Source organism: Cohnella luojiensis (genome assembly GCF_004564235.1).
GTDB lineage: Bacteria > Bacillota > Bacilli > Paenibacillales > Paenibacillaceae > Cohnella > Cohnella luojiensis.
Window position 1 is genome coordinate 73,117 of record NZ_SOMN01000006.1, and the last position, 19,600, is coordinate 92,716.

General features: G+C 47.3%; 16 protein-coding genes and 1 pseudogene. 5 read left to right on the plus strand and 12 right to left on the minus strand.

Annotated features, from left to right (window positions below; translation table 11 throughout):
* The first annotated feature begins 11 nt into the window (after positions 1 to 11).
* Genes E2980_RS07145 through E2980_RS07160 form a run of 4 tightly spaced genes read left to right on the plus strand, consistent with a single transcriptional unit; the run spans position 12 to position 3,980 of the window.
* Positions 12 to 1,460: a spore germination protein gene (locus E2980_RS07145; protein ID WP_135151459.1), complete on the plus strand. Its 1,449-nt coding sequence runs from the start codon at positions 12 to 14 to the stop codon at positions 1,458 to 1,460.
* Positions 1,453 to 2,610, plus strand: a complete 1,158-nt coding sequence (locus tag E2980_RS07150) for a Ger(x)C family spore germination protein (RefSeq protein ID WP_135151460.1) — start codon at positions 1,453 to 1,455, stop codon at positions 2,608 to 2,610. The genes E2980_RS07145 and E2980_RS07150 overlap by 8 nt, the downstream gene beginning before the upstream one ends.
* A 3-nt stretch (positions 2,611 to 2,613) precedes the next feature.
* Positions 2,614 to 2,865, plus strand: a complete 252-nt coding sequence (locus E2980_RS07155) for a hypothetical protein (RefSeq protein ID WP_135151461.1) — start codon at positions 2,614 to 2,616, stop codon at positions 2,863 to 2,865.
* Positions 2,862 to 3,980, plus strand: coding sequence for a GerAB/ArcD/ProY family transporter (locus E2980_RS07160; protein ID WP_135151462.1), 1,119 nt, complete (start codon positions 2,862 to 2,864; stop codon positions 3,978 to 3,980). Before E2980_RS07155 ends, E2980_RS07160 begins: the two co-directional genes overlap by 4 nt.
* Positions 3,981 to 4,004: 24 nt before the next feature.
* Here E2980_RS07160 and E2980_RS07165 read toward each other — a convergent pair whose 3' ends face one another.
* The 7 genes from E2980_RS07165 to E2980_RS07195 all read right to left on the minus strand — a co-directional run bounded on the left by E2980_RS07165 (position 4,005) and on the right by E2980_RS07195 (position 12,344).
* A complete protein-coding gene (locus tag E2980_RS07165; protein ID WP_135151463.1) occupies positions 4,005 to 4,589 on the minus strand; it encodes a thymidine kinase in 585 nt (194 codons plus the stop codon).
* Between the two features lie 94 nt (positions 4,590 to 4,683).
* Positions 4,684 to 5,721, minus strand: coding sequence for a Gfo/Idh/MocA family protein (locus E2980_RS07170; RefSeq protein ID WP_135151464.1), 1,038 nt, complete (start codon positions 5,719 to 5,721; stop codon positions 4,684 to 4,686).
* Positions 5,722 to 5,849: 128 nt separating this feature from the next.
* The gene (locus tag E2980_RS07175) at positions 5,850 to 6,515 is read right to left on the minus strand and encodes an SOS response-associated peptidase (RefSeq protein WP_135151465.1); all 666 of its coding nucleotides are present in this window, start codon (positions 6,513 to 6,515) and stop codon (positions 5,850 to 5,852) included.
* A gap of 77 nt (positions 6,516 to 6,592) precedes the next feature.
* Positions 6,593 to 8,767, minus strand: coding sequence for a beta-galactosidase (locus tag E2980_RS07180; RefSeq protein ID WP_135151466.1), 2,175 nt, complete (start codon positions 8,765 to 8,767; stop codon positions 6,593 to 6,595).
* A 100-nt stretch (positions 8,768 to 8,867) separates the two neighbouring features.
* Entirely contained in the window at positions 8,868 to 10,475 is a 1,608-nt protein-coding gene (locus E2980_RS07185; RefSeq protein WP_135151467.1) for an extracellular solute-binding protein, read from the minus strand.
* A gap of 54 nt (positions 10,476 to 10,529) precedes the next feature.
* Positions 10,530 to 11,417: a carbohydrate ABC transporter permease gene (locus tag E2980_RS07190; RefSeq protein ID WP_135151468.1), complete on the minus strand. Its 888-nt coding sequence runs from the start codon at positions 11,415 to 11,417 to the stop codon at positions 10,530 to 10,532.
* 12 nt (positions 11,418 to 11,429) lie between these two features.
* Positions 11,430 to 12,344, minus strand: a complete 915-nt coding sequence (locus E2980_RS07195; RefSeq protein ID WP_135151469.1) for an ABC transporter permease — start codon at positions 12,342 to 12,344, stop codon at positions 11,430 to 11,432.
* Positions 12,345 to 12,594: 250 nt separating this feature from the next.
* Between E2980_RS07195 and E2980_RS07200 the strand changes: the two genes are divergently transcribed.
* The gene (locus tag E2980_RS07200; protein WP_135151470.1) at positions 12,595 to 13,617 is read left to right on the plus strand and encodes a LacI family DNA-binding transcriptional regulator; all 1,023 of its coding nucleotides are present in this window, start codon (positions 12,595 to 12,597) and stop codon (positions 13,615 to 13,617) included.
* A 62-nt stretch (positions 13,618 to 13,679) separates the two neighbouring features.
* Here E2980_RS07200 and E2980_RS07205 read toward each other — a convergent pair whose 3' ends face one another.
* The 5 genes and pseudogenes from E2980_RS07205 to E2980_RS07220 all read right to left on the minus strand — a co-directional run bounded on the left by E2980_RS07205 (position 13,680) and on the right by E2980_RS07220 (position 19,507).
* Entirely contained in the window at positions 13,680 to 13,952 is a 273-nt protein-coding gene (locus tag E2980_RS07205) for a YiaA/YiaB family inner membrane protein (protein ID WP_240702923.1), read from the minus strand.
* Positions 13,929 to 14,093 (minus strand): annotated as a pseudogene (locus E2980_RS24580) (YiaA/YiaB family inner membrane protein); the annotation flags it as partial. The gene E2980_RS07205 and the pseudogene E2980_RS24580, both read right to left, overlap by 24 nt.
* Before the next feature lie 223 nt (positions 14,094 to 14,316).
* Entirely contained in the window at positions 14,317 to 17,385 is a 3,069-nt protein-coding gene (locus E2980_RS07210) for an efflux RND transporter permease subunit (RefSeq protein ID WP_167747020.1), read from the minus strand.
* Between the two features lie 90 nt (positions 17,386 to 17,475).
* Complete coding sequence (locus E2980_RS07215) at positions 17,476 to 18,831, minus strand: sensor histidine kinase (RefSeq protein ID WP_240702919.1); 1,356 nt, start codon at positions 18,829 to 18,831, stop codon at positions 17,476 to 17,478.
* Positions 18,824 to 19,507, minus strand: a complete 684-nt coding sequence (locus E2980_RS07220; protein ID WP_135151472.1) for a response regulator transcription factor — start codon at positions 19,505 to 19,507, stop codon at positions 18,824 to 18,826. The genes E2980_RS07215 and E2980_RS07220 overlap by 8 nt, the downstream gene beginning before the upstream one ends.
* Between the last annotated feature and the right edge of the window lie 93 nt (positions 19,508 to 19,600).

A 19,600-nucleotide genomic window follows, 5' to 3' on the forward strand; every position in this document is an offset into this window, starting at 1 on the left:
GGGGCAGAAGAATGGAACAACGTCCGGAGCCAATCCGTACTTCCGTTGACTTGAACGTAGAAAAGCTGCTGCAACGGTTCGCGGACAATGAGCATTTAGTTGTAAGAAATATCCATAAAGAGGAAGGAAGTCCTCTTGCTTCCATTGTGTATTTAAGCGTCTTGATTGATGAAAAAAGATTAAACCAACAAATCATCCGAAAAATAAGCGAAGATCTTCGGCTGCAGAACGGATCTGCGGAAGATACGATAATGGAATCGATCCACTCTCTTGGAGAAATAAAGGTACTGCCGCAAATCGATGCGGCCGTGAGCATGATTTCCGATGCGGGTATCCTTATCTTCGTTGAAGGCCACTCCAAGGCATACGGCATTAATTTGCCCGGATATGAGACGCGCTCGATAGAAGAACCGAAGCTTGAGCTTAACGTTCGGGGACCGCGCGAAGGATTCACCGAAGACTTGCAGAAAAACTTGGGTCTCGTATATCGGAGATTAAAGACTTCGGAGCTGAAATCGAAAGCGTACCTGATTGGCAAGCAAAGTCAAACGAGCTTAATCCTCTTATATCTTGAGAACAAAGTTGACGGCGCGGTATTGAAGGAGCTCAAGAGCAGGATCGAATCCATAAATATGGACGTTGTGTCGGATAGCGCCGAAATCGAGGAATGGATACAGGATAGCACGTTTTCGCCGTTTCCTCAGATCCTTAATACGGAAAGACCCGACCGGGTCGTATCGGCGCTTAACAGAGGAAAGATCGCGATCATGATGGATGGGACGCCGATTGCGCTAATTACTCCCACCACGTTTTTTGAATTGCTGCACCCGAGCGAAGACCAATTCGAAAGGTTTTATTTTGCGAATTTCATGCGCGCAATTCGCATGATCACCCTGTTTATATCCTTATTCGGGCCTTCTTTATATATCGCCTTGACGACTTTTCATCTGGAAATGATCCCTACTCCGTTGATGATGACCTTCCTTTCCACGAAAGCGGGGATTCCCTTTCCGAGTTATGTCGAAGCGTTCCTTATGGAGATCGCTTTCGAAGTGCTGCGGGATGCCAGCCTGCGGTTGCCGCGCATCGCGGGCCAATCCGTCAGCATCGTGGGTGCGCTCATCATCGGAGAAGCCGCCGTACAATCCGGGATCGTATCCCGTCCGATGGTTATCGTCGTCGCCATGACCGGGATTGCCTCCTTTACCATTCCATCATTTAATACGGCTATCGCATTGCGCATGCTTCGATTTCCTCTGATGCTTCTTGCTGCTACTTCAGGCGTTTTCGGCCTCTCTATGGGCATGTTCGCCATTATTTTGCATTTATGCTCCTTACGGTCCTGCGGCGTTCTTTTCCTGGATCCGGTCGAATCCGCAAGCTGGCGAAATTCGTTGAAAAAATATTTCCTCCTGCCCGTCCGATATAGAAGAATTTCAAGGGTGAAAAAGCATGAATAGCATTAAAAAGCTTCTAATTGCATTTTCGCTTCTTAGCCTATTAGCAGGATGCTCTCCGGATGTTCGCGAAATCAGCGACACCGCATTGGTTATGTCCATTGGCGTAGATTACGACAAGGAAAATAAAAAATATACCTTTACGACTTATTGCATATTACCCGCTATGCCGGGAGGCGATAAAACAGGAAAACTTTCGGAGTGGGTGGCAAGCGGATCGGGCGAATCATTCTTGGATGCAGCCAAAAACTTGCGGAGCCGAGCGGGTAAATCCTTGATCTTCCAGCACGCTAAATTTTTTATCGTAGGAGAGGAGGCGGCACGGTATTCCTTTTATGAAATCGTCGATTTCCTATCGAGGAATCGTCAAATTCGCATTACCAGCTATCTGATTGTCAGCGAGGGAAAAGCGGCAGATAAATTACAAGTGAAATCCGATTCCGGAGATCTTATCTCGAACGAGTTGCTTGGAAAAGTCCGAAATGAAAAGGAATGGGGCAAAAGCATCACAATGATAATTAGAGACATCGTGAACCTTTTCCCTAGCCAATACCGGGGTTATGTAACGAGCAGGTTGAGTACGGCCCAATCAAAGTCCAAACCTCATGAAATCCTTATCTTAAAGGGGGGAGCCGTGTTCTATAAAGGAAAATTCATCGACTGGCTGGACGGAAACGATACGATAACTGTTCATCTATTATCGAAAAAAAGCCGATGGAAAGAACTTGAAATTGCGGAGGTTATCCATTTCCAGTCCTTGAAATTATCGGTTTTCTATCATGTTTCTAACTCCGTCATCCATAGCAGCTTTGTCCAAGGAACCCCGAAAATGAACATCGATATCCAATTAAATGCGACTATGGGGAATATGGACCATAATCTGAATCTTAACCGCCGGGAAGTCATCCTACAGTTGGAGCAAGCGGCGGCCCGGCAAATGGCGGCAAAGATTCAGAAAAGCATAGATCATTTTCAAAAGGGATTAAAAGTAGACGTTCTCGGGTTCTCCGATCGCTTTATTCAGTATCATCCTAAAGGTTGGACAATGTTGAAAAAGGATTGGGATGCCGTATATCCGACGATTCCGGTTCAAGTCCATGTTTCCGTAAAAATCGAACAGTTGGGAATGATCCAATCGATGGGAGTCGAATAAAAAATGATAGTTGGATCTATTTGTATCCTTACCATCTGTTATGGGATTGCGGGAGGGGTTCGCTTATGGAAACGGCAATCTAAATACGATGCCTTCCTGTTGTTTCTATTCTGCGGGTTTATTGCTGGTTATTTTATTCCCGGTATCGGCAATGCATGGCCTACCGTTGAAAATATATACAGCTTCTTATACGAACGGGTAGCTAAATATATGTTCGAAAACGTATTGAATATAAAGCTGGAGGCTTTCAGATGACATCGCAGGAAAAAATATCGAACAAGCAGTTTGGAAGTCTCGTTTTCAGTTTTTTGTCGGGATTCTCGACGTTATTCTTAATCGAAGCGAAATTGATCAAGCAGGATGTATGGATGTCCTACCTCTTGGGCATTACCGTTTCGATCGGGATGTTGTGGCTATTCGTATACGCGCAAAAGCAATACCCTCATTTAAGCATGGCTGAAATCTTCGACGAATTGCTGGGAAAATGGTTTGCGAAGCTCGCGCTTTGCCTTTATCTTGTCTATATGCTCGAAACGGGGGGAGCCGCGTATCGGGCATTATCGTTCTTCTATACGACAGCCATACTCCCGAATACGCCTAATATCGTATTAATGTTCCTTATTTTTCTTTGTACTGCATATGCCGTTTATCTTGGCCTCGGCACGTTGGCGCGATCCATTCAAGTGATCCTTCCGTTTTTTATTGTCGCGATTGTCATCGTTAGTTTTTTTATAGTACGGGAGATCGATACCAACCCTTTCCTACCGCAATTCCAAAGCAGAGCATCGGAAATCGTTTTCGGAGGAATGGTTACTTTGGCCTTTCCTTTCGGTAAGGCGATAATATTCGGATTTATTCTGTCGCGGGTAAAAAATGTAAAAAAAATCTTCTCGAGCACAGCCATCCCAATGGCTTTATCGGGTTTATATTTGTTAGCCGTGACCTATATGGTGTTCGGATCGCTAGGCTTCAACTTGAGTCATGCGGCTACGTTTCCCTATTTCTCGGCCGCTCAATTGGTTAGATTCGGGGAATATATGGAAAGAATCGAAATTTTCGTCATTAGTATTTGGACCGTATTCACATTGTTCGAAATCATTGTGATTCAATATATTTTCATGCTTGTGGCGGGACATGTATTTCGGATCAAAGAGACGAGATTTTTTGTTTTTCCCATATGCTTGTTATTTTTTGCCATTGCCCATAAAAGCTTTATTCGAATGATGGATCTATCCCTATATATCCTTGGAATTTATCCTATCTCCTCCCTGCTTCCAATCGTTATCATTCCTGTCCTGATCGCATTTCTGACTCTGGTCAAGAAGCCGCGCGGTGCCAAAAAAAGCGTCAAAATCAACCCTGTCGGATGATCTTGACGCTCATGCTCGCCCCTATTATTTTTTCTTGAACGCTTCGTTATAACAGCGTCGGCACACCGGCTTGTAGTCTTCGCTGCCGCCGACCTGAATTTGATCGCCTTCGTTAACCGGAATGCCGTCTTTGAACCGAATGACCATCGTGGCTTTTCGGTCGCAATACCAACAAATCGTTTTGATTTCCTCGATTTTATCCGCGTACACCAGTAAATTATAACTGCCCTCGAACAGCTCGTTCTGGAAATCGTTTTTAAGCCCGAACGCCATGACGGGCACGTTTAATTCATCGACCACGCGGGTTAATTCCACGATATGATGTTTTTTCAACCATTGTGCTTCATCCACGAGCACGCAGAAAAATCGGCCAGACCCCGAAAGCTGCGTGACGACCGAATCGTACAAATTCGTATTTTCGTCGACCGTAATGGCGGGACGCGTAAACCCTACCCTGGATCCGACCTTATCCGAACCGTTCCTCGTATCGATCGAGGGCGTGAAAATCAATACCGGTTTTCCTTGCTCTTCGTAATTGTGAGCGACTTTAATGATTTCGAACGATTTACCGCTATTCATAGTTCCGTATTTGAAATACAACTGAGCCAATGTGCTACCTCCGCAACGATGATGATGGATAGCAACATTATACAACAACTCAGGTTGTTTCCAAAGAGAATCGTGTCGGGATATGGCGAAACAATTAGCCCATAAGCTCGGAAATCATGACTTTCCGCCCTGTCTTGGAGCTTTCGATCGCGCCGAGAACCATCGCCATGCTATAAATATTGTCACGGCAATCCGTTTCTGCCCTTCTGCCTTCCTCAAGCGCGGCGAACATCTCGTCCAGGCAGCCTTCATGGAACGATTTCGGTTGCTCCGGCACTTCCGCAACCTTCCGGATATATTCACGAGTGAATCCGCCTTCCTGATTACCCGGTGCGACCGCTTCGGCATAGGGATTGCCCGTGCCATCCCAGATGGCCGTCCCCTTCTCCCCCGTCACCCGCCACGATGCTTCCCAAGAGGTAGGCGCGCCTTCCGCGCACCAAGAGCCGCGGTAACAGAACACGGACCCGTCCGACATTTCGAATATGCAAACGGCGGCGGCTTGTCCCTCATACCAAGACCCCGCAGGGTTAAATTCCTGACAATACACGGATACCGGGTCAGCGCCAAGGATTAAGCGGGCCTGGTCGAACGTATGAATGGCCATATCCAGCAGGAGAGGGCTATCCATCGTATCGCGGAATCCTCCGAAATGCGGACCGAGGAAGAAGTCTGCGCCCGCGTAACCCGGTTTGCCGATAAATCCTTCCGTGATCAATTCCCGGAGAGCGCGAATCCGATTGTCGAAGCGGCGATTCTGCATGACGGTATGCGTGCGTCCCGTCCGATCCGACACCCTAATGATCTCTTGGCATTCGGAGAGCTTCTCGGCTAACGGTTTCTCGGCGAAGACGTCGCATCCCAGATTCATCGCCGTCGTGCTGATGGTGAAATGGCTAGCCGGAATAGTGATATCGAACACCAAGTTAGCTCCGGTCTCTTCGATTGCTTCCTTAATATCCGTATACGTGCCGCAGGAGAGTCCATGTCGCTCCGCCATAGCTTGGGCGTATTCTTGCTTGATATCGACCAACGCGACAATTTCCGCATCCGAACGGCCTAAGGCATATTTAACCCAAGTATTGGCCATGCCTCCGCAGCCTGCCACCGCGATTTTATAAGTTGTTAACATCGAGAGCTCATCTCCTATTGTCTTTTCTCTATTATAGTTAATAAAAAGGAAGATTTCTCTAGGAAAAATCAAATAATGCAGCTTGATAGCTGCATTATTGTTGCCGCGGTGTACAGAACACATTAGCGCTAAATCTTGACCAACGAGAGCGAAGGATGAATCTCCGCGATGCAATCCGGAGTTTCCAGCCCCCTATCCTCTACGAAAGGGTTGACCGAGTAGGTTCGGAAGTCTGCCTCGGGCAGCGATTGCAACAACGACTGAAGCGCCTCCGAACGCGTTTCTTTCTGATTAAGCCATGCTTCCATGGACTCCTCTTCTAAGATCAACGGCAAGGCATGATCGGTATCGAATGCCGAGCCTCTCGTGATTACGGTGCACATGGGAAATTCGTTTCTTTCCGAATCCAACCACACGTCGTAAATCCCCGGCATCGCGAAGGTCGTCTTACTCCGGTGCACGACGCGCCAGGCGCTCTTGCTCTTTCCTTCCTGCTTCCAAATATAGAAGCCGCTGCAAGGGATAACGCATCTCTTCTTCGTGAGCATGTTTCGCAGATAGTTGCGGTCGCCTAACGTATCGACGCTGGCATTGATCGAATTTTTACCCCAGTAGGGCATTAAGCCCCACCTATGCTGGTTCAGGCAACGTTCTTCCCCCATCTGTTGAATGATGGGAATTTGTTGAGTCGGCGAGATGTTGTACCGTCTCGTGTAAGGAACATGTACCCGGTCGATGCGGAAATCCTCCGTTAAGTCCGACAATTCCGCGGTTAGCGAAAAACGATTACACATAGCATCAGCCCATTTCCAAGAATTTACTAGTTCTCAGTGTGGGCTGATTCAAGGTAATTTATGTATCCGAAATTAGTCTAAGCTTCGTAGATGACTTGTACCTCGCCCTCACGATCCGAAGCGGTCTCGTAAGCCGTCGTATTCCCATGAATCGCAAAAAATAAATCGCACGGACTGCTGGCCTCCAGCGTTTCATGTCCCATCCGAATGGCGGGTGCGACATATGATTCCTCGAACTCGTGGATTCCCTTGACGACGCCCGCGGATAGCTTGCCATCCTCAACACGGACGATTGCGCTGGACTTCTTCGGCAGATCGATTAGAATCTCGTATTTGCCGTCGCTAACCCGATAGGTTTTCTCCTGCTCATCGAGTCCAAGAATAAAATAATAAGCGGCATTTTTCCAAGGATGCCTGTGTACCCAAACTTGCGCATCTGACTTAAGGCTAGATAAATCTTTATCCATTCCTAGAAGCAACTCGAGAACGGAAGTCGGGTCAGACTCTTCGCCGAACAAGTTATGATCCCGATAAACAACGATTCCTTTTTCTACTTTGTAGGTGTCGTCTTTTGGATGCGCCCCTGCAAATAGTCGATCTATTAATAGCGTACACGGAAGCATATTCTCATCGAGTACAGGCACATCATGGGTAAGCAACAGCTTGCCGCCCATTCGTACGTATTCCGCAAGATATTGTTGAACCGCGGCTTCCATGAAGAATCCGCCCGTCAAGACGATAAGAGGATGCTCATCGATTGAAGGCACGCCCGAAGCGAGATTCAACAGCTTGTAATCGATATTCGATTTGCGGGACACCGTTTGGAAACGATCAAAGCCATTCCGACCCAAGTGAATCGGTTTTCTACCCATTTTCGTAAGATCATCTTCCATTCCCCAGCATCCGACTTGAGCGTAACGGTTATAAATCCCCCATGTCAAAGGAGAATAAGCCCGGCTCTCCATTAAATCGCTGCCGAATTCTTCAAAGAACCTATTCAACAGTTTCATAGCATAATATTTGGGCGTAAGCTCGCCCTTCTCCGTGATCGGAGAACAATCGGGATAAGGCTTTTCTTGCATGGAGTCAATGCCGTCATCCCACTGGTCGGTGCTGACTCCGGTATAAACGTTGTAGCCCGAAGCCCCGCCCGCTACGGCCATGATAGTCTGGAAGAACGGAATAGCCGTGTACTTATAGCGATAATCGTATAACTTGGAAAAGCCCCAATTTTCCTCTAGGTTAGGTCCTCGCCCCCGCTTGGTCAGGAGCAGATAACGGTTGAACGCGGACTCGTCATGCGAGACTACGCCGATCCAATTCGTATACCCGTAGTACTGATTCGTGAACTTCTCGATCTCCAAGCGATTAAACCAATCATCATAACCTTGCGCGCGGTCATGCGGCGGATTCAGGTTTAAGATATAGGGCAAATCGGAATCGATATACTCCCCCCAGCCCGAGTAGAGCTTCTCCATATAATAGGACTGATATTCAGCCCAATCCAAGTAAATCAGAACTCCTGCTTCATGTTGTATCTCCTTTAATTCAGAAGGAGGATTGATCTCGGCAAAGCTCCGAGCGGTGGTCCGGTGCAATTCATTGTAGTTATCGATGGTTTTATACTTTTCCACAAGGAAATTTCTGAACGCGTCGATCGAGGTTACCGAATAATCATACTCCGTGACCGGATGCTGGGCATCCGAGTAGACGCCTTCGTTTAAGATTTGCAGAGAAACGATAGGACCTCGCGGATAGGTATTCGGTCTGATTAATTGCTCGTTTACTTGCTCGAACCAGATCTTAACGAGGCTGCTGAACTTAGGATCGGTCGGAGCAGGGAGCGTATGGTGCCACGTCCGCTTCGCGCCTTCCCCATTAAGCATCGGATCGATTCCGGAATCGTTGTCGGGATTTACGAAATCGGGAAGTCCGCCATAATCGGTTTCCGCATGGATGAACGGGCCTGGCTTGAGCAACACGTACATTTCCTTCTCGGCGCATATTTCTATGAATCTCTTTACATTACGGTTCGGAAGCGTAGCTCCCTCAAAATCTATTCCGCCGTTCACCGCATGATGCCGCCAAGGAACATAGAAGCTGACGACGCGGATGTGAGCGCTCTTCAGTTGCTCGATTCGATCTGCCCAGTTATCGACCGAGTCGCGATAATAAGGATAATCCGCGGATAGGAAAAAGGTTTTCTTCCCGTCCAGATGAAACACGCCGTCTTTGATTGCAGTATGGCTCATCTAATCTTCCTCCCGTACATCTAGTTCGCTCATGCTATAGTTCTGCTTGTACCCATAATATACGGGGAGTGATGATGAGACATCACTCCCCGTATACAAACTATTGGATATTTCTTTCCGTATAATAAGCTTCCGCTTGTTCCTTGACATAAGCTACCACTTTATCGATGCCCGCTCCTTCAAGCTTCTTCCGGTAGGTTTCCAGAGCTTTGTCCACGTCCGGGACCAATCCCATCATCAGCGGTTGCCCGTATTGCTTGAAGACTTGGTTGACAGCTGCCTGCTCGGCTTTAACCGGTTCGTAATCAAGAACGACCGGCTGGAAGATACTTGGTCTGCTTATCGCTTTGAATTCTTCGGTTAATTTATCGAATCCATCCCAACTGCCTTCTTCCTTCAACATATTCGGTTCATACCTCCAACCCCAGCCCGCGATGTCGTATTTCTTCCAATCCTGCGCGACCTCCACGCCCTTGGGAGGAGCCACGTATGTTTTGCCGTCGGCATTAAGGGAATAGTGAGTACCTTCGAATCCGTAAGTCATTAAATTGAAATATTTAGGATCGTTACGAAGCTTATCCAACACCATCAACGAACGCTCTGGATTTGTCGAGCTCTTAGGAATAGCCATACCATTGTTAATGGACAGGTTAGGAACCGCATAATTTTGGATTCGTGTAAATGGGAAGTAAGCCACTTCGATTTCCGGGTTCGTCTTCTTCAGATCCGTGATGAAACCGCCGGCTCCAGCAGGGTTACGCCAGTAAACTGCTCCCGTACCCGCTTTGATCAGATCTCCTGCCGCCGTTTCAACGGACAGAGTACTGGAAGACCAGAAGCCTTTGCTCGCCCAAGTCTTCATTCTTTTCGCGTAATCCGCGAATTCCGTCGTAAACGGATAAGCAACGATGTCCCGTGGATTGTCATAGGATTTAGCCACCACGACGCTATTTCCGTCTCCGCCGATCGCTTCGAATCCGGTTATGGCCTTAAACAACGTGCTGACTTCATTCCAAGCGGATCCACCGATCGGCGTTACGCCTGATTTCGATTTTTTAACGCCGTCCATATAAGCTTCAATGGAATCCAAATCTTTGACCTCGGGCAGGTTTAATTCTTTGCGCCAGTCCTCCCGATAGACGATACCGTTTGGCGTGAATTCCGGGTATGTCGCAGGGACTGCGAAGATTTTGCCATCTACCTTAGCCTCGCTCCAATCCTGCTCCGGAACGGTGCTCCAGGTCTGAGGAGCATAGGTTGGCAACAGGTCGGTGAGGTCCAGGAATGCGCCTTGTTTAGCATACTTAAAGTAATCAGCCCAACTGGAAGCGAAGATCATATCTACTTTCTCTCCAGTTGTGAGCAGCAGGTTGTACTTTGTAGCCCACTCCGTCCATGTCGTGAAATTCAATTTAACTGTTGTATTTAAGTCCTTTTCGAGCATTTTGTTCCACTCTTCGACGACTTTAGGAGAGTCAGCGTGCGAATCGCCGAGTAAATACCAGACAAGCTCGACTTTCTTGGAAATATCCGGTTTCGCAGGATCAGATGCGGACGAGGATTCCGCAGGAGTTGTTTCGGATCCGGACGATTCCGCTGCTTTCGATTCTGCGGCAGGCTTGTTTTCTTTACTGCAAGCGCTAATGAGTGCGGTAAACAAAGTTAGAGCAAGAACGATGGCAAAAAATCGGGCATACTTTCTGTTCATACACTTTCCCCCTCGATTGAATTTAATGGATATATGTTAGCCGGTTGTCCGGTTCTAACCTTTCACCGCACCGATCGTCAGTCCTTTAATAAAGAAGCGTTGAACAAAAGGATATAAGAAGACGATTGGACCCGTAACGACAATAGCCACTGCCATTTTTAGCGTCTCCGTCGGAGGCTTGAAATCCGGCGATAAATTCCCGGCGATGTTCGTATTCAAGACGGCGGCGCTGGCTAGTATTCGGTAAAGCAGGAATTGCAGCGGATATTTCGATTCCGTCGTAATAAAGATATTGGGCAAGAACCATTCATTCCAATAGGCTAGGGCCAGGAAGAGACCTATGGTCGCAAGACCGGGTATCGATAGGGGCAAGATTAGTCGCCGGTAGATCGTAAATTCGCCAGCTCCGTCGATTTTCGCGGATTCCGAGATGGAATCGGGAATCGACTTCATGAAGTTTTTCATGAGGATGATATTCCATGCGCTTAGCATGGGAGGCACTAAAAGAGCTAAGTAGCTGTCTTTCCAACCCAAGTATTTAACGATCGTGATGTACCATGGAATCAAACCCCCGCTGAATAACGTCGTGAAATAAATGATAAAGGCGACGGGATTCCGGAAATGGAATTCCTTGCGGGACAAGACGTAACCTGCCATCGAAGTGAAGAACAGGCCAAGCAAGCTCCCGGCTATCGTTAATAAGATCGTTACCTGATAGGCTTGGAAGATCTGCTTCGGATCACTGAATATGGCCCTATAGGCATCTATCGAGAATTGATCCGGAATGAGCTTGAAGCCGTCCCTGATGATCTCCATCTCCGAAGAAACGGAGCCGGTTATGATCAATAGAAACGGAAGCAGGCAAAGAACGGCTAGCAAGGAGATGACCAAATATCCGATAACATTAAATAAGATCGTCGCCTTCTCCATACGGATTTTCATTTGTATCTCCTCCTAGAACAAAGCATAATCTTCACGGGTTTTCTTGATGATGTAATTGACGGCGCACACAAGCACTAAACCGAATGCCGATTGGTACAATCCCGCTGCGGTACCCATCCCGATATCGAAGTTAACCGTTAAGGACCGGTAAACGTATGTATCGATAATGTCCGTCGTTTCGAATAACATTCCGTTGTTTCCGATGATCTGGTAAAACAGGTCGAACTGCCCCTTCAAGATGCCGCCCAGGCTAAGCAGAATGAGCAACACGAACGTCGGAACTAGAAGAGGAAGAATAATGTGCCTCGTTCTTTGAAAAATGTTGGCACCGTCAATTTTCGCAGCTTCGTGATATTCGTCGCTGATGCTCATGATGGCGGCCAAATAAATAATCATGCCGTAACCTAAACCTTTCCAAACGCTGAAAAAAACGATGATGTATTTCCAAGGCGCGGTATGTAAGTAAAAGTCGTAAGGTTGCAGGCCGATGCCCTTTAAGAACGTATTCACCGCGCCGTTCTCGAAGTTGAATAGATTGAATACGAAAGCTCCAATCAAGACGAAGGATAGGAAGAAAGGCAAGAACATAAACGATTGTGTAAACTTGCGAAACAGCTTGCCCGGCAATTCGCTCAAGAAAATAGCGCAAGTAACCTGTAGCGCATTTCCTAGGAAAATGAAAGCTAGATTGTACAAAATCGTGTTTTTGGTCAATGCGTACAGCTGTCCGGATTGAATCAGGAATTGAAAGTTCTGAAAGCCGACATAAGGGCTCTTGAACAAACCGCCTTCAAAGCTGTAGTTCGTGAACGCATAATACACGCCGATCATCGGTAAATAACTGAAGATTACGAAAAACACCAAAGAGGGGACGATCATCAGCCACAATACCTTGTTTGTACGTAAATCAACTAATAGTCTTGACATGGGCAACTTCCTTTCCACCAAAAAGAAATCGTTTTCATTTCGTCCTATATTTATGGACTTCTTTTCTTCAACAGCATCAGTTCTTAGCGGATGATGAAATCGATTTCTTTAAAAAATGTTGATTTACGTATGATATCGCCTGTTTATGTACCATTTTACACCGAATTGTTTGAAATCGATTTCATCATGTATTATAATAAAGCATATTCACAATTGTCAAATACATTTTCGGTAAAGTTGGGTTGATGAAATGGACATTAAAATTATTGACGTTGCGGCGAAGGCGGGCGTTTCTCCGGCTACCGTATCCAGGGTATTGACTCAAAATGCAGCCGTAACGCCCAAGACCAAAGATAAAGTAATGCGCGCTATCGAGCAACTCGGCTATCATCCAAACGCCGCGGCGAAAAATTTGCGCTCCCAACGTTCGATGACGATCTGCGTTATCGTCCCGGACATCAATAATGCCTATTTCTCGGAAATCATCAAAGGGATCGAGAACATGGCCTACGCCAACAAATATAAAGTCATTATTTGCGATGCGCAGAATCAAAAGGAAAGAGAGCTCGAATATCTCAATCTGTTGATGGATAGGACGATCGACGGCGCAATTCTCATCGCTACCCAGCTTAACGACGAACAGATTCGCCAAATCTCCGACAAGGGTTATCACATCGGTCTCGTCGGCCGATATATCGAGCACGAGAGAATTCCTTGTATCTATACCGACAACGTGAAGTTTTCCAGAGAGGTCATTCACCACTTAGTGGAGCAAGGCCATCGTCGAATCGTGTTTCTAAGCGGATACGCCGAAGCGATAGACAGCTACGAACGGTTGGAGGGCTACTTGAAGGCGCTTAGCGAGCATCAGATCCCCTTCCGTCCCGAATGGATAGATAACGGCAACTTTGACGAACCCGGCGGATACGAGGCCATGAAGAGATTGTTCGATAAGAAAATAGAGTTTACCGCCGTCTACGCAGCAAACGATGAAATGGCGCTCGGCGTCTATAAAGCGTGCGCGGAATATAACATCCGAATTCCCGAGCAGCTGGCGGTCGTCGGCGTAGACAACAACCGGATAAGCAAATACGTTACGCCTTCCTTAACCACGGTAAACCAGCCTAAATACGCAATGGGCGCCATTCTCGCCGAGAAATTGCTCGATCAGATGAATGGCAACGTTTTTTCGGAGAAGCGAGTATTCAAGGTCGATTCCGAATTGATAATCAGACAATCTTCCTCTTCCCTTACTCCGACCACTACAACTTAAAAAATTCCCTATGATCTACAGTAACGAATTCATCACCGTAAATCATAGGGAATGGATATGGATTATGCCTCGAACGGTCCGTTGCTCATTTTATCTTCCTCGTTGTCGCGAATCGTCTTCTGCAGCACGAGGCTGGTGACGATTAGGAACGCGGCTGCGATTGCATAATATCCGACTACGTAGAATGGCTCTTCAAGCGTCGTTAAACCTATGAATTCGAAGGCAACGGCCAGAATGAAACCGACCCATGACAGGAACGTGAACGCCGACGTATTGCGCTTGCGGTGGTGAACATTCTGCTCGCGGAGATAATCATCCTCGTCGTTATCGCGGATAACCTTCTGAAGTACGAATGAAGTAATAATCAGAAGTATCGCAACCGCGGCGTAATAGCCTCTTACGGAAAGCGGCTGCTCCAAGGTGTAGATCCCTCCAAACTCGAAGCCGAAGGCGAGAACGAAAGCACCCCAGGCCATGAAGGTGTAAGTCGGCGTGTTCCTGCGGCGGTAGAAATTGTTCGCGCGCTTCTGGGCGGGACTTGCTTGCGGGTTCGAATTCAGGTTCGTGCTTGAGTGGCCATCTTCCATTGTGATTTCCTCCTATGAATAATTGCGTTTAACAGTTTCTGTTATTAAGGCAATTATAAGGGGAACACCGCGAAGCGTATAGTACTAACTTCTTATGGTACCAGCGGGGACATCAGAAATTTTCGGCTTCCTTCGCTTTTCTTTTTTTCCAAGCCATCTCATAGATGACCGGAACGACTACCAGCGTCAGCAAAGTCGAAGTAAAGAGCCCGCCGATAACCGTAATGGCCAATCCTCCAGAAATCAGGCTAGTGGATGAACCGGATAGCGCTAACGGGAGAAGCGCCAGCATGGTGGCACATGCCGTCATCAGAATCGGACGAAGACGGGTTTTTGATGCTTCCACGATCGCTTCCGTAATCGAAATGCCGGATTTACGGTTTTTCTCGACACGATCGAGCAATACGACCGCGTTAGTAACGACAATTCCGACGAGCATGAGCATGCCGATCATAGCGCTCATCGATAGCGATTGTCCAGATATCAACAACGCTCCGAGCGATCCCACAGGAATAAACAGCAGGGAAGATAAGATGATGAACGGCGTGAGTAAGCCGCCAAACGTCATGCTCATAACAAGGAATACTAGACCTACCGCTACAGCCATGGCAATCCCGATGCTCGCGAAGCCTTCGTTAATCATTTCCAACCCGCCGCCGAAGCTTACTTCGACGCCGCTTGGCAACGCTAAGCTTTCGATATCCTGCTGTACTTTGTTCGTAATAGCCGCAGTATCCGTACCTTTGATGGTACCGCTAATCTTCGCGTACGTTTTCCCATCCTCATGGTTAACCGTAATGAGCGCGTTCTGTTCCGTAATCGTGGCAATTTCCTTCAGCTTAACAACACCACCCGGAATCGTTATGCCAATATTCTCTAGCTGATCTTTGGACTTAATCTGTTCCTCATAAGACAAGGTAAGATCCCTGAATTCATTATCTAAATGATAGGTGCCCGCATCAACAGGCTTCAACTGCTCGTTAACGGCTTGCATAACCGCAAAGGCGTTCACGTTCGCATCGATGCCAGCTTGGTTTAGCGAAAGCACCCATTTCGGCGATACATCGTTCATGTTATTGGATATATCCTTCAAGTCGGAGTTCTGAAGCATCAAGTCCTCGACCTGCTTCGCCGCCTTCAACAAATCGTCTACGTTGCTTGCGTACAAGCTAACATCTACATTGTCGCCGGTCGGCAATCCCTCTTGCGCTCCTTCTTTAACGCTTACCGTCGTATCCGGCACTTCCGTCGTTACTATCACAGGCAGCTCGGCATTTATCCGGTCGATCGCTTGAACCATGTCCGTGCCGTCAACGAACTGTACGGCTACCGTTGCTTTGTTCTTCCCGCCGGAATCCTCGAACGGATTGCCCGTAGAGGAACCGTCGATGGACACCTGGTAGTTCTCCACGCCATCTAAACCCTTCACGTAGCTTTCCACCTTCTGGCTCACCGCATCCGTCTGTTCCAATCCGCTTTTAGCCGGGAGCGATACCTGTATCGATGCAGTAGGAACGGAATCGGCGGGCAGGAACGCGACTCCAAGAAGCGGAATCGTACTCAGAGAGCCGATAAGCAATAGAATCGATAAGCCAAGCACAATGCCTTTACGTTTCAGTGCCCCGCGTATGATCTTCTCGAATCCGTTCGAAAGCTTGCTTCCTTCTTTATGCGGCTTAACGTTCTTGAAAAATTTCGCACCAAGCACAGGAATAAGCATGATTGCGACCAGAAGCGAGGTGACGATGGAGATAACGACGGCCAGCGAGAAAGGGCGGAAAAACTCCCCGATGATTCCGCTAACGAACGCTAGAGGAGCAAATACGACTACCGTCGCTAAGGTTGAGGAGCCTACGGCGCTAATGACTTCCTTGGTCGCCTTGTAGGCTAGCTCCTTCCCTTTAAGCTCATTGCCTTTCTCCTGCCGCCACCTGAATATATTTTCTATGACGACTATGCTGTCGTCGACGATTCGGCCGATCGACACCGCGATACCGCCGAGAGTCATAATATTGAGCGTATAACCCATCTGATCCATGAGCGCGATCGTCGCGAAAATGGAGATAGGCAACGATATGATGGAGATCAACGTCGCCCGCACGTTCCGGAGGAACAAGAAAATGATGATGACGCAGAATAATGCGCCGTACAATCCTTCTTCAATTAAAGAAGATACGGACTTCTCGATTTCTTTGCCCTGATCCAAGATAACATGGACGTCCAGCTCGGCTTTATCCTGATAAGTCGCGAGCAGGTCCTTTACTTCATTGGCAACATCAGCCGTGTTTGCGTCCTGATTTTTGATGACTTCAAGAATAAAGCTTTGTTTGCCGTTATAACGCGTAATCTCATTCTGCGAAGAGACTGTCGTAACGGCAGCGATGTCCGAAAGCTTGATTTTACCCGATCCGGACACAGCTTGAGCATTTGGTCCTTGAGGCTGCCCCGGGCTAAGCTGTAAATTCTCGATTTGCTCCAAGGAGTTAACGCTGCCTACCAGCCGAATCGGAATCGTCGTTTCTTCTTGCTTAATAGAGCCTAACGGAAGAGCATAATCCAACGCTTGTATCGCGCTTTGAATGGAGCTTAACGAAATGCCCATTTCATTTGCCTTAGCTTTGTCCACGACGATTTTAAGCTCTTCGGTTTTAATCCCTTTAAGGGTAACGGAGCCGACGCCTTCCAGCTTCTGCATCTTCGGAACGATTTCATTCTCTAGTCTATCAGCCAAAGCTTGCGTATTATCATCCATAGGAAACATAGCAGCTTGGTAGATTGGTCTGGTTCCGACGGATAACCGTTGTATGGTTATGTTCGCTTTGTCCGGCAGCTCAAGAGCATCTACAGCGCTTTGCACTTCGCCGGTCAGCTTATCCATATCCGAGCCGAACGGAAATTGCATGAAAATGCTTGCTGCATTTTCCGACGAAGTACTCGTTAACGAATCGTACCCCTTCATCATTTTAAGGCTGTCTTCGATCGGCTTCGTAATCTCTGTCTCGACTTCCTCCGTGGAAGCCCCCGGATTAACAGCTTGGACGAATACGGCCGGGAATTCAATGTCGGGAAACGTTTGCTGCTTGATCTGGGTAGCGGAATAGAATCCGTACCCCAGTACCAGAATACTGAGAATAACGACGGCTACCCCATTCTTCAGACTAAATTTACTTAACGCGTTCACATGAATCTCTCCTCTCTTTATGAGAGAAGTATATAATCCTTGTTTGTCCTCTCTGTGAACTGGAGATTACAAATTCGGATCGGAGAGATGTTAACGAGGGAACGAGATCGTGAACGTTGTCCCTTGCCCTGGCTGGCTCGACACCTGAATATCGCCATAGTGAAGATCAATGACTCTTCTTACGATTGAAAGTCCAATACCGCTGCCGGCTATTTTTCGGGTTCTGGACTTGTCTACTTTATAGAAAGGTTTGAAAATAGACGCCCATTCCTCTTCGGGTATCCCCTGCCCGCTGTCCGCGATTGAAACCGTAATCCGATCCCCGTTCTCCTTCGCCTCCATGCGTATGGAACCACCCGGATCAGTAAATTTAATACTGTTGCTTAGCAAATTGTTCCATAATTGAACAAGCTTATCCTCGTCCCCCATGATGCGAAGCTCCTCTAGTTCAAGATCAATTCGGAGATCTTTGGACATCCATTGGGGTTCATAGGCGATTACGACTTTACGAAGCTGCTCATCCAATCGATATTCCCGCTTCTGAAGGGTAAGATGCTCATATTCAAGGGAAGATAGTTGAAGCAAGTCTGTGGATAATCGCGACAGGCGATCGCTTTCTTCCGCGATAATCGTTAGCAAGCGATTCCGGCTTTCCTCGTCCATTTTCTTATGGATGAGCGCTTGCGTGAATCCTTTGATGGAGGTGAGCGGAGACTGGATCTCATGGGAAACATTGGACACGAATTGCTGCCTCGTCTTCTCGAGCATGCCAAGCTCTTTCGCCATTTCGTTAAAGCTGGAGGTCAACTGCCCGATCTCGTCTTTACGTCCCGTTCTTAACGTAATTCGGAAATCGCCTTTGGCCATTTTCCTAGCCGCTCTCGTCAGCAGTTGGAGGGGTCTCACGATAAATCTCGCAGCTATAACAATGAGGATACTGCCGGCAATCATAATAATAAGCAGCTGCGTACGGTATAATTCGGCGATCTTTGAAAAGAATACGTGGAACTGCGGAGTAATGAATAATGCGTAAGACTCCCCGTTAATAGTAAAGGGCAGCCCGACAACCATTTGCTCTGGCCCTTTTTCAGTATTAGCTCGGTACACTCCCCCGTTTAGAACGTAATGAAGGGATTGTTCGTTTATCGTAATCCGCTTATTGTTAGTGATCAGGTTCTCGTGAAGCAGCTTCCCTTCCGCGTTATAAATATTAATGGAATAGATAGGAAGTGCTTTAATCCCTTTCATCAGCGATTCTTGATTGTTCGGGTACGATTCCCGATAGGACTGAATGATGGTTTTGCCGCCGGATATCAAATCATTCTGAATCAGTGTCTTAAGCTCCTTTATGTAAAGCCAGTTCATAACGAAAAAAGAAAGGAACAGGCTGATCATAATGGTTCCCAAGAAAGTAAGGATGACGCGTACGTACAGTGATTTAATCATGGCGCACCTCTAATCGATAGCCAAGTCCTCTTAACGTCACGATTCTGAATTCGTCGCCGTAACACGCAAACCGTTCCCTTAACCTCTTGATATGGGTATCGATCGTACGCATATCGCCTTCGTATTCATAACCCCAAATCTGATCGATTAGCATATCCCGAGTGAAGAGCTTTCCGGGGTAGCTGGCCAGCTTGTAGAGCAGCTCGAATTCTTTTAACGGAATCGTTGTCGTTTGGCCGCTATCCTCGAAACTGATCTGGTAGCTTTTTTTATCCAATACGACATTCCCTAGCTTAATAGTCTGAGACGTGGATATCCGGTATCGCTTAAGCAATGCCTTGATTCTCATGACCATCTCCATAGGGTCGAACGGCTTAACCAGATAATCGTCCGTGCCGAGCTGGAAGCCTTTAATACGATCAATGGACTCGCTCTTTGCCGTAATCATAAGGATGGGTAAATCGCCTGAGTTCCTGATCTTGCGGCAGAGCTCCCATCCGTCCATTTGGGGCATCATGACATCCAGGACGACTAGATCCACCTGGTGTTGGTTCATATAATCCCAAGCTTCCCGACCGGTCGATTTGTCTATAATGGCCATGCCTTCGTCCTCCAAATATAACCGGACCAACTCGCGAATATGCTCGTCGTCATCTACGACTAAAACTGTTGTCATTAGGGCTCCCTCCTCAATCGACACTTGTATCATTGTAATATAACTTTATCATGCCTATTTGAACCCATTGTGAACAATTGATCTTAAATTCGA

What these genes read in the sequence shown, in the direction of transcription:
- E2980_RS07220 (WP_135151472.1), bottom strand. Translation starts at nt 19,507, where the DNA reads ATGACAACAGTTTTAGTCGTAGATGACGACGAGCATATTCGCGAGTTG.
- E2980_RS07175 (WP_135151465.1), bottom strand. Translation starts at nt 6,515, where the DNA reads ATGTGTAATCGTTTTTCGCTAACCGCGGAATTGTCGGACTTAACGGAG.
- E2980_RS07215 (WP_240702919.1), bottom strand. Translation starts at nt 18,831, where the DNA reads ATGATTAAATCACTGTACGTACGCGTCATCCTTACTTTCTTGGGAACC.
- E2980_RS07160 (WP_135151462.1), top strand. Translation starts at nt 2,862, where the DNA reads ATGACATCGCAGGAAAAAATATCGAACAAGCAGTTTGGAAGTCTCGTT.
- E2980_RS07195 (WP_135151469.1), bottom strand. Translation starts at nt 12,344, where the DNA reads ATGTCAAGACTATTAGTTGATTTACGTACAAACAAGGTATTGTGGCTG.
- E2980_RS07190 (WP_135151468.1), bottom strand. Translation starts at nt 11,417, where the DNA reads ATGAAAATCCGTATGGAGAAGGCGACGATCTTATTTAATGTTATCGGA.
- E2980_RS07170 (WP_135151464.1), bottom strand. Translation starts at nt 5,721, where the DNA reads ATGTTAACAACTTATAAAATCGCGGTGGCAGGCTGCGGAGGCATGGCC.
- E2980_RS07155 (WP_135151461.1), top strand. Translation starts at nt 2,614, where the DNA reads ATGATAGTTGGATCTATTTGTATCCTTACCATCTGTTATGGGATTGCG.
- E2980_RS07150 (WP_135151460.1), top strand. Translation starts at nt 1,453, where the DNA reads ATGAATAGCATTAAAAAGCTTCTAATTGCATTTTCGCTTCTTAGCCTA.
- E2980_RS07145 (WP_135151459.1), top strand. Translation starts at nt 12, where the DNA reads ATGGAACAACGTCCGGAGCCAATCCGTACTTCCGTTGACTTGAACGTA.
- E2980_RS07180 (WP_135151466.1), bottom strand. Translation starts at nt 8,767, where the DNA reads ATGAGCCATACTGCAATCAAAGACGGCGTGTTTCATCTGGACGGGAAG.
- E2980_RS07200 (WP_135151470.1), top strand. Translation starts at nt 12,595, where the DNA reads ATGGACATTAAAATTATTGACGTTGCGGCGAAGGCGGGCGTTTCTCCG.
- E2980_RS07185 (WP_135151467.1), bottom strand. Translation starts at nt 10,475, where the DNA reads ATGAACAGAAAGTATGCCCGATTTTTTGCCATCGTTCTTGCTCTAACT.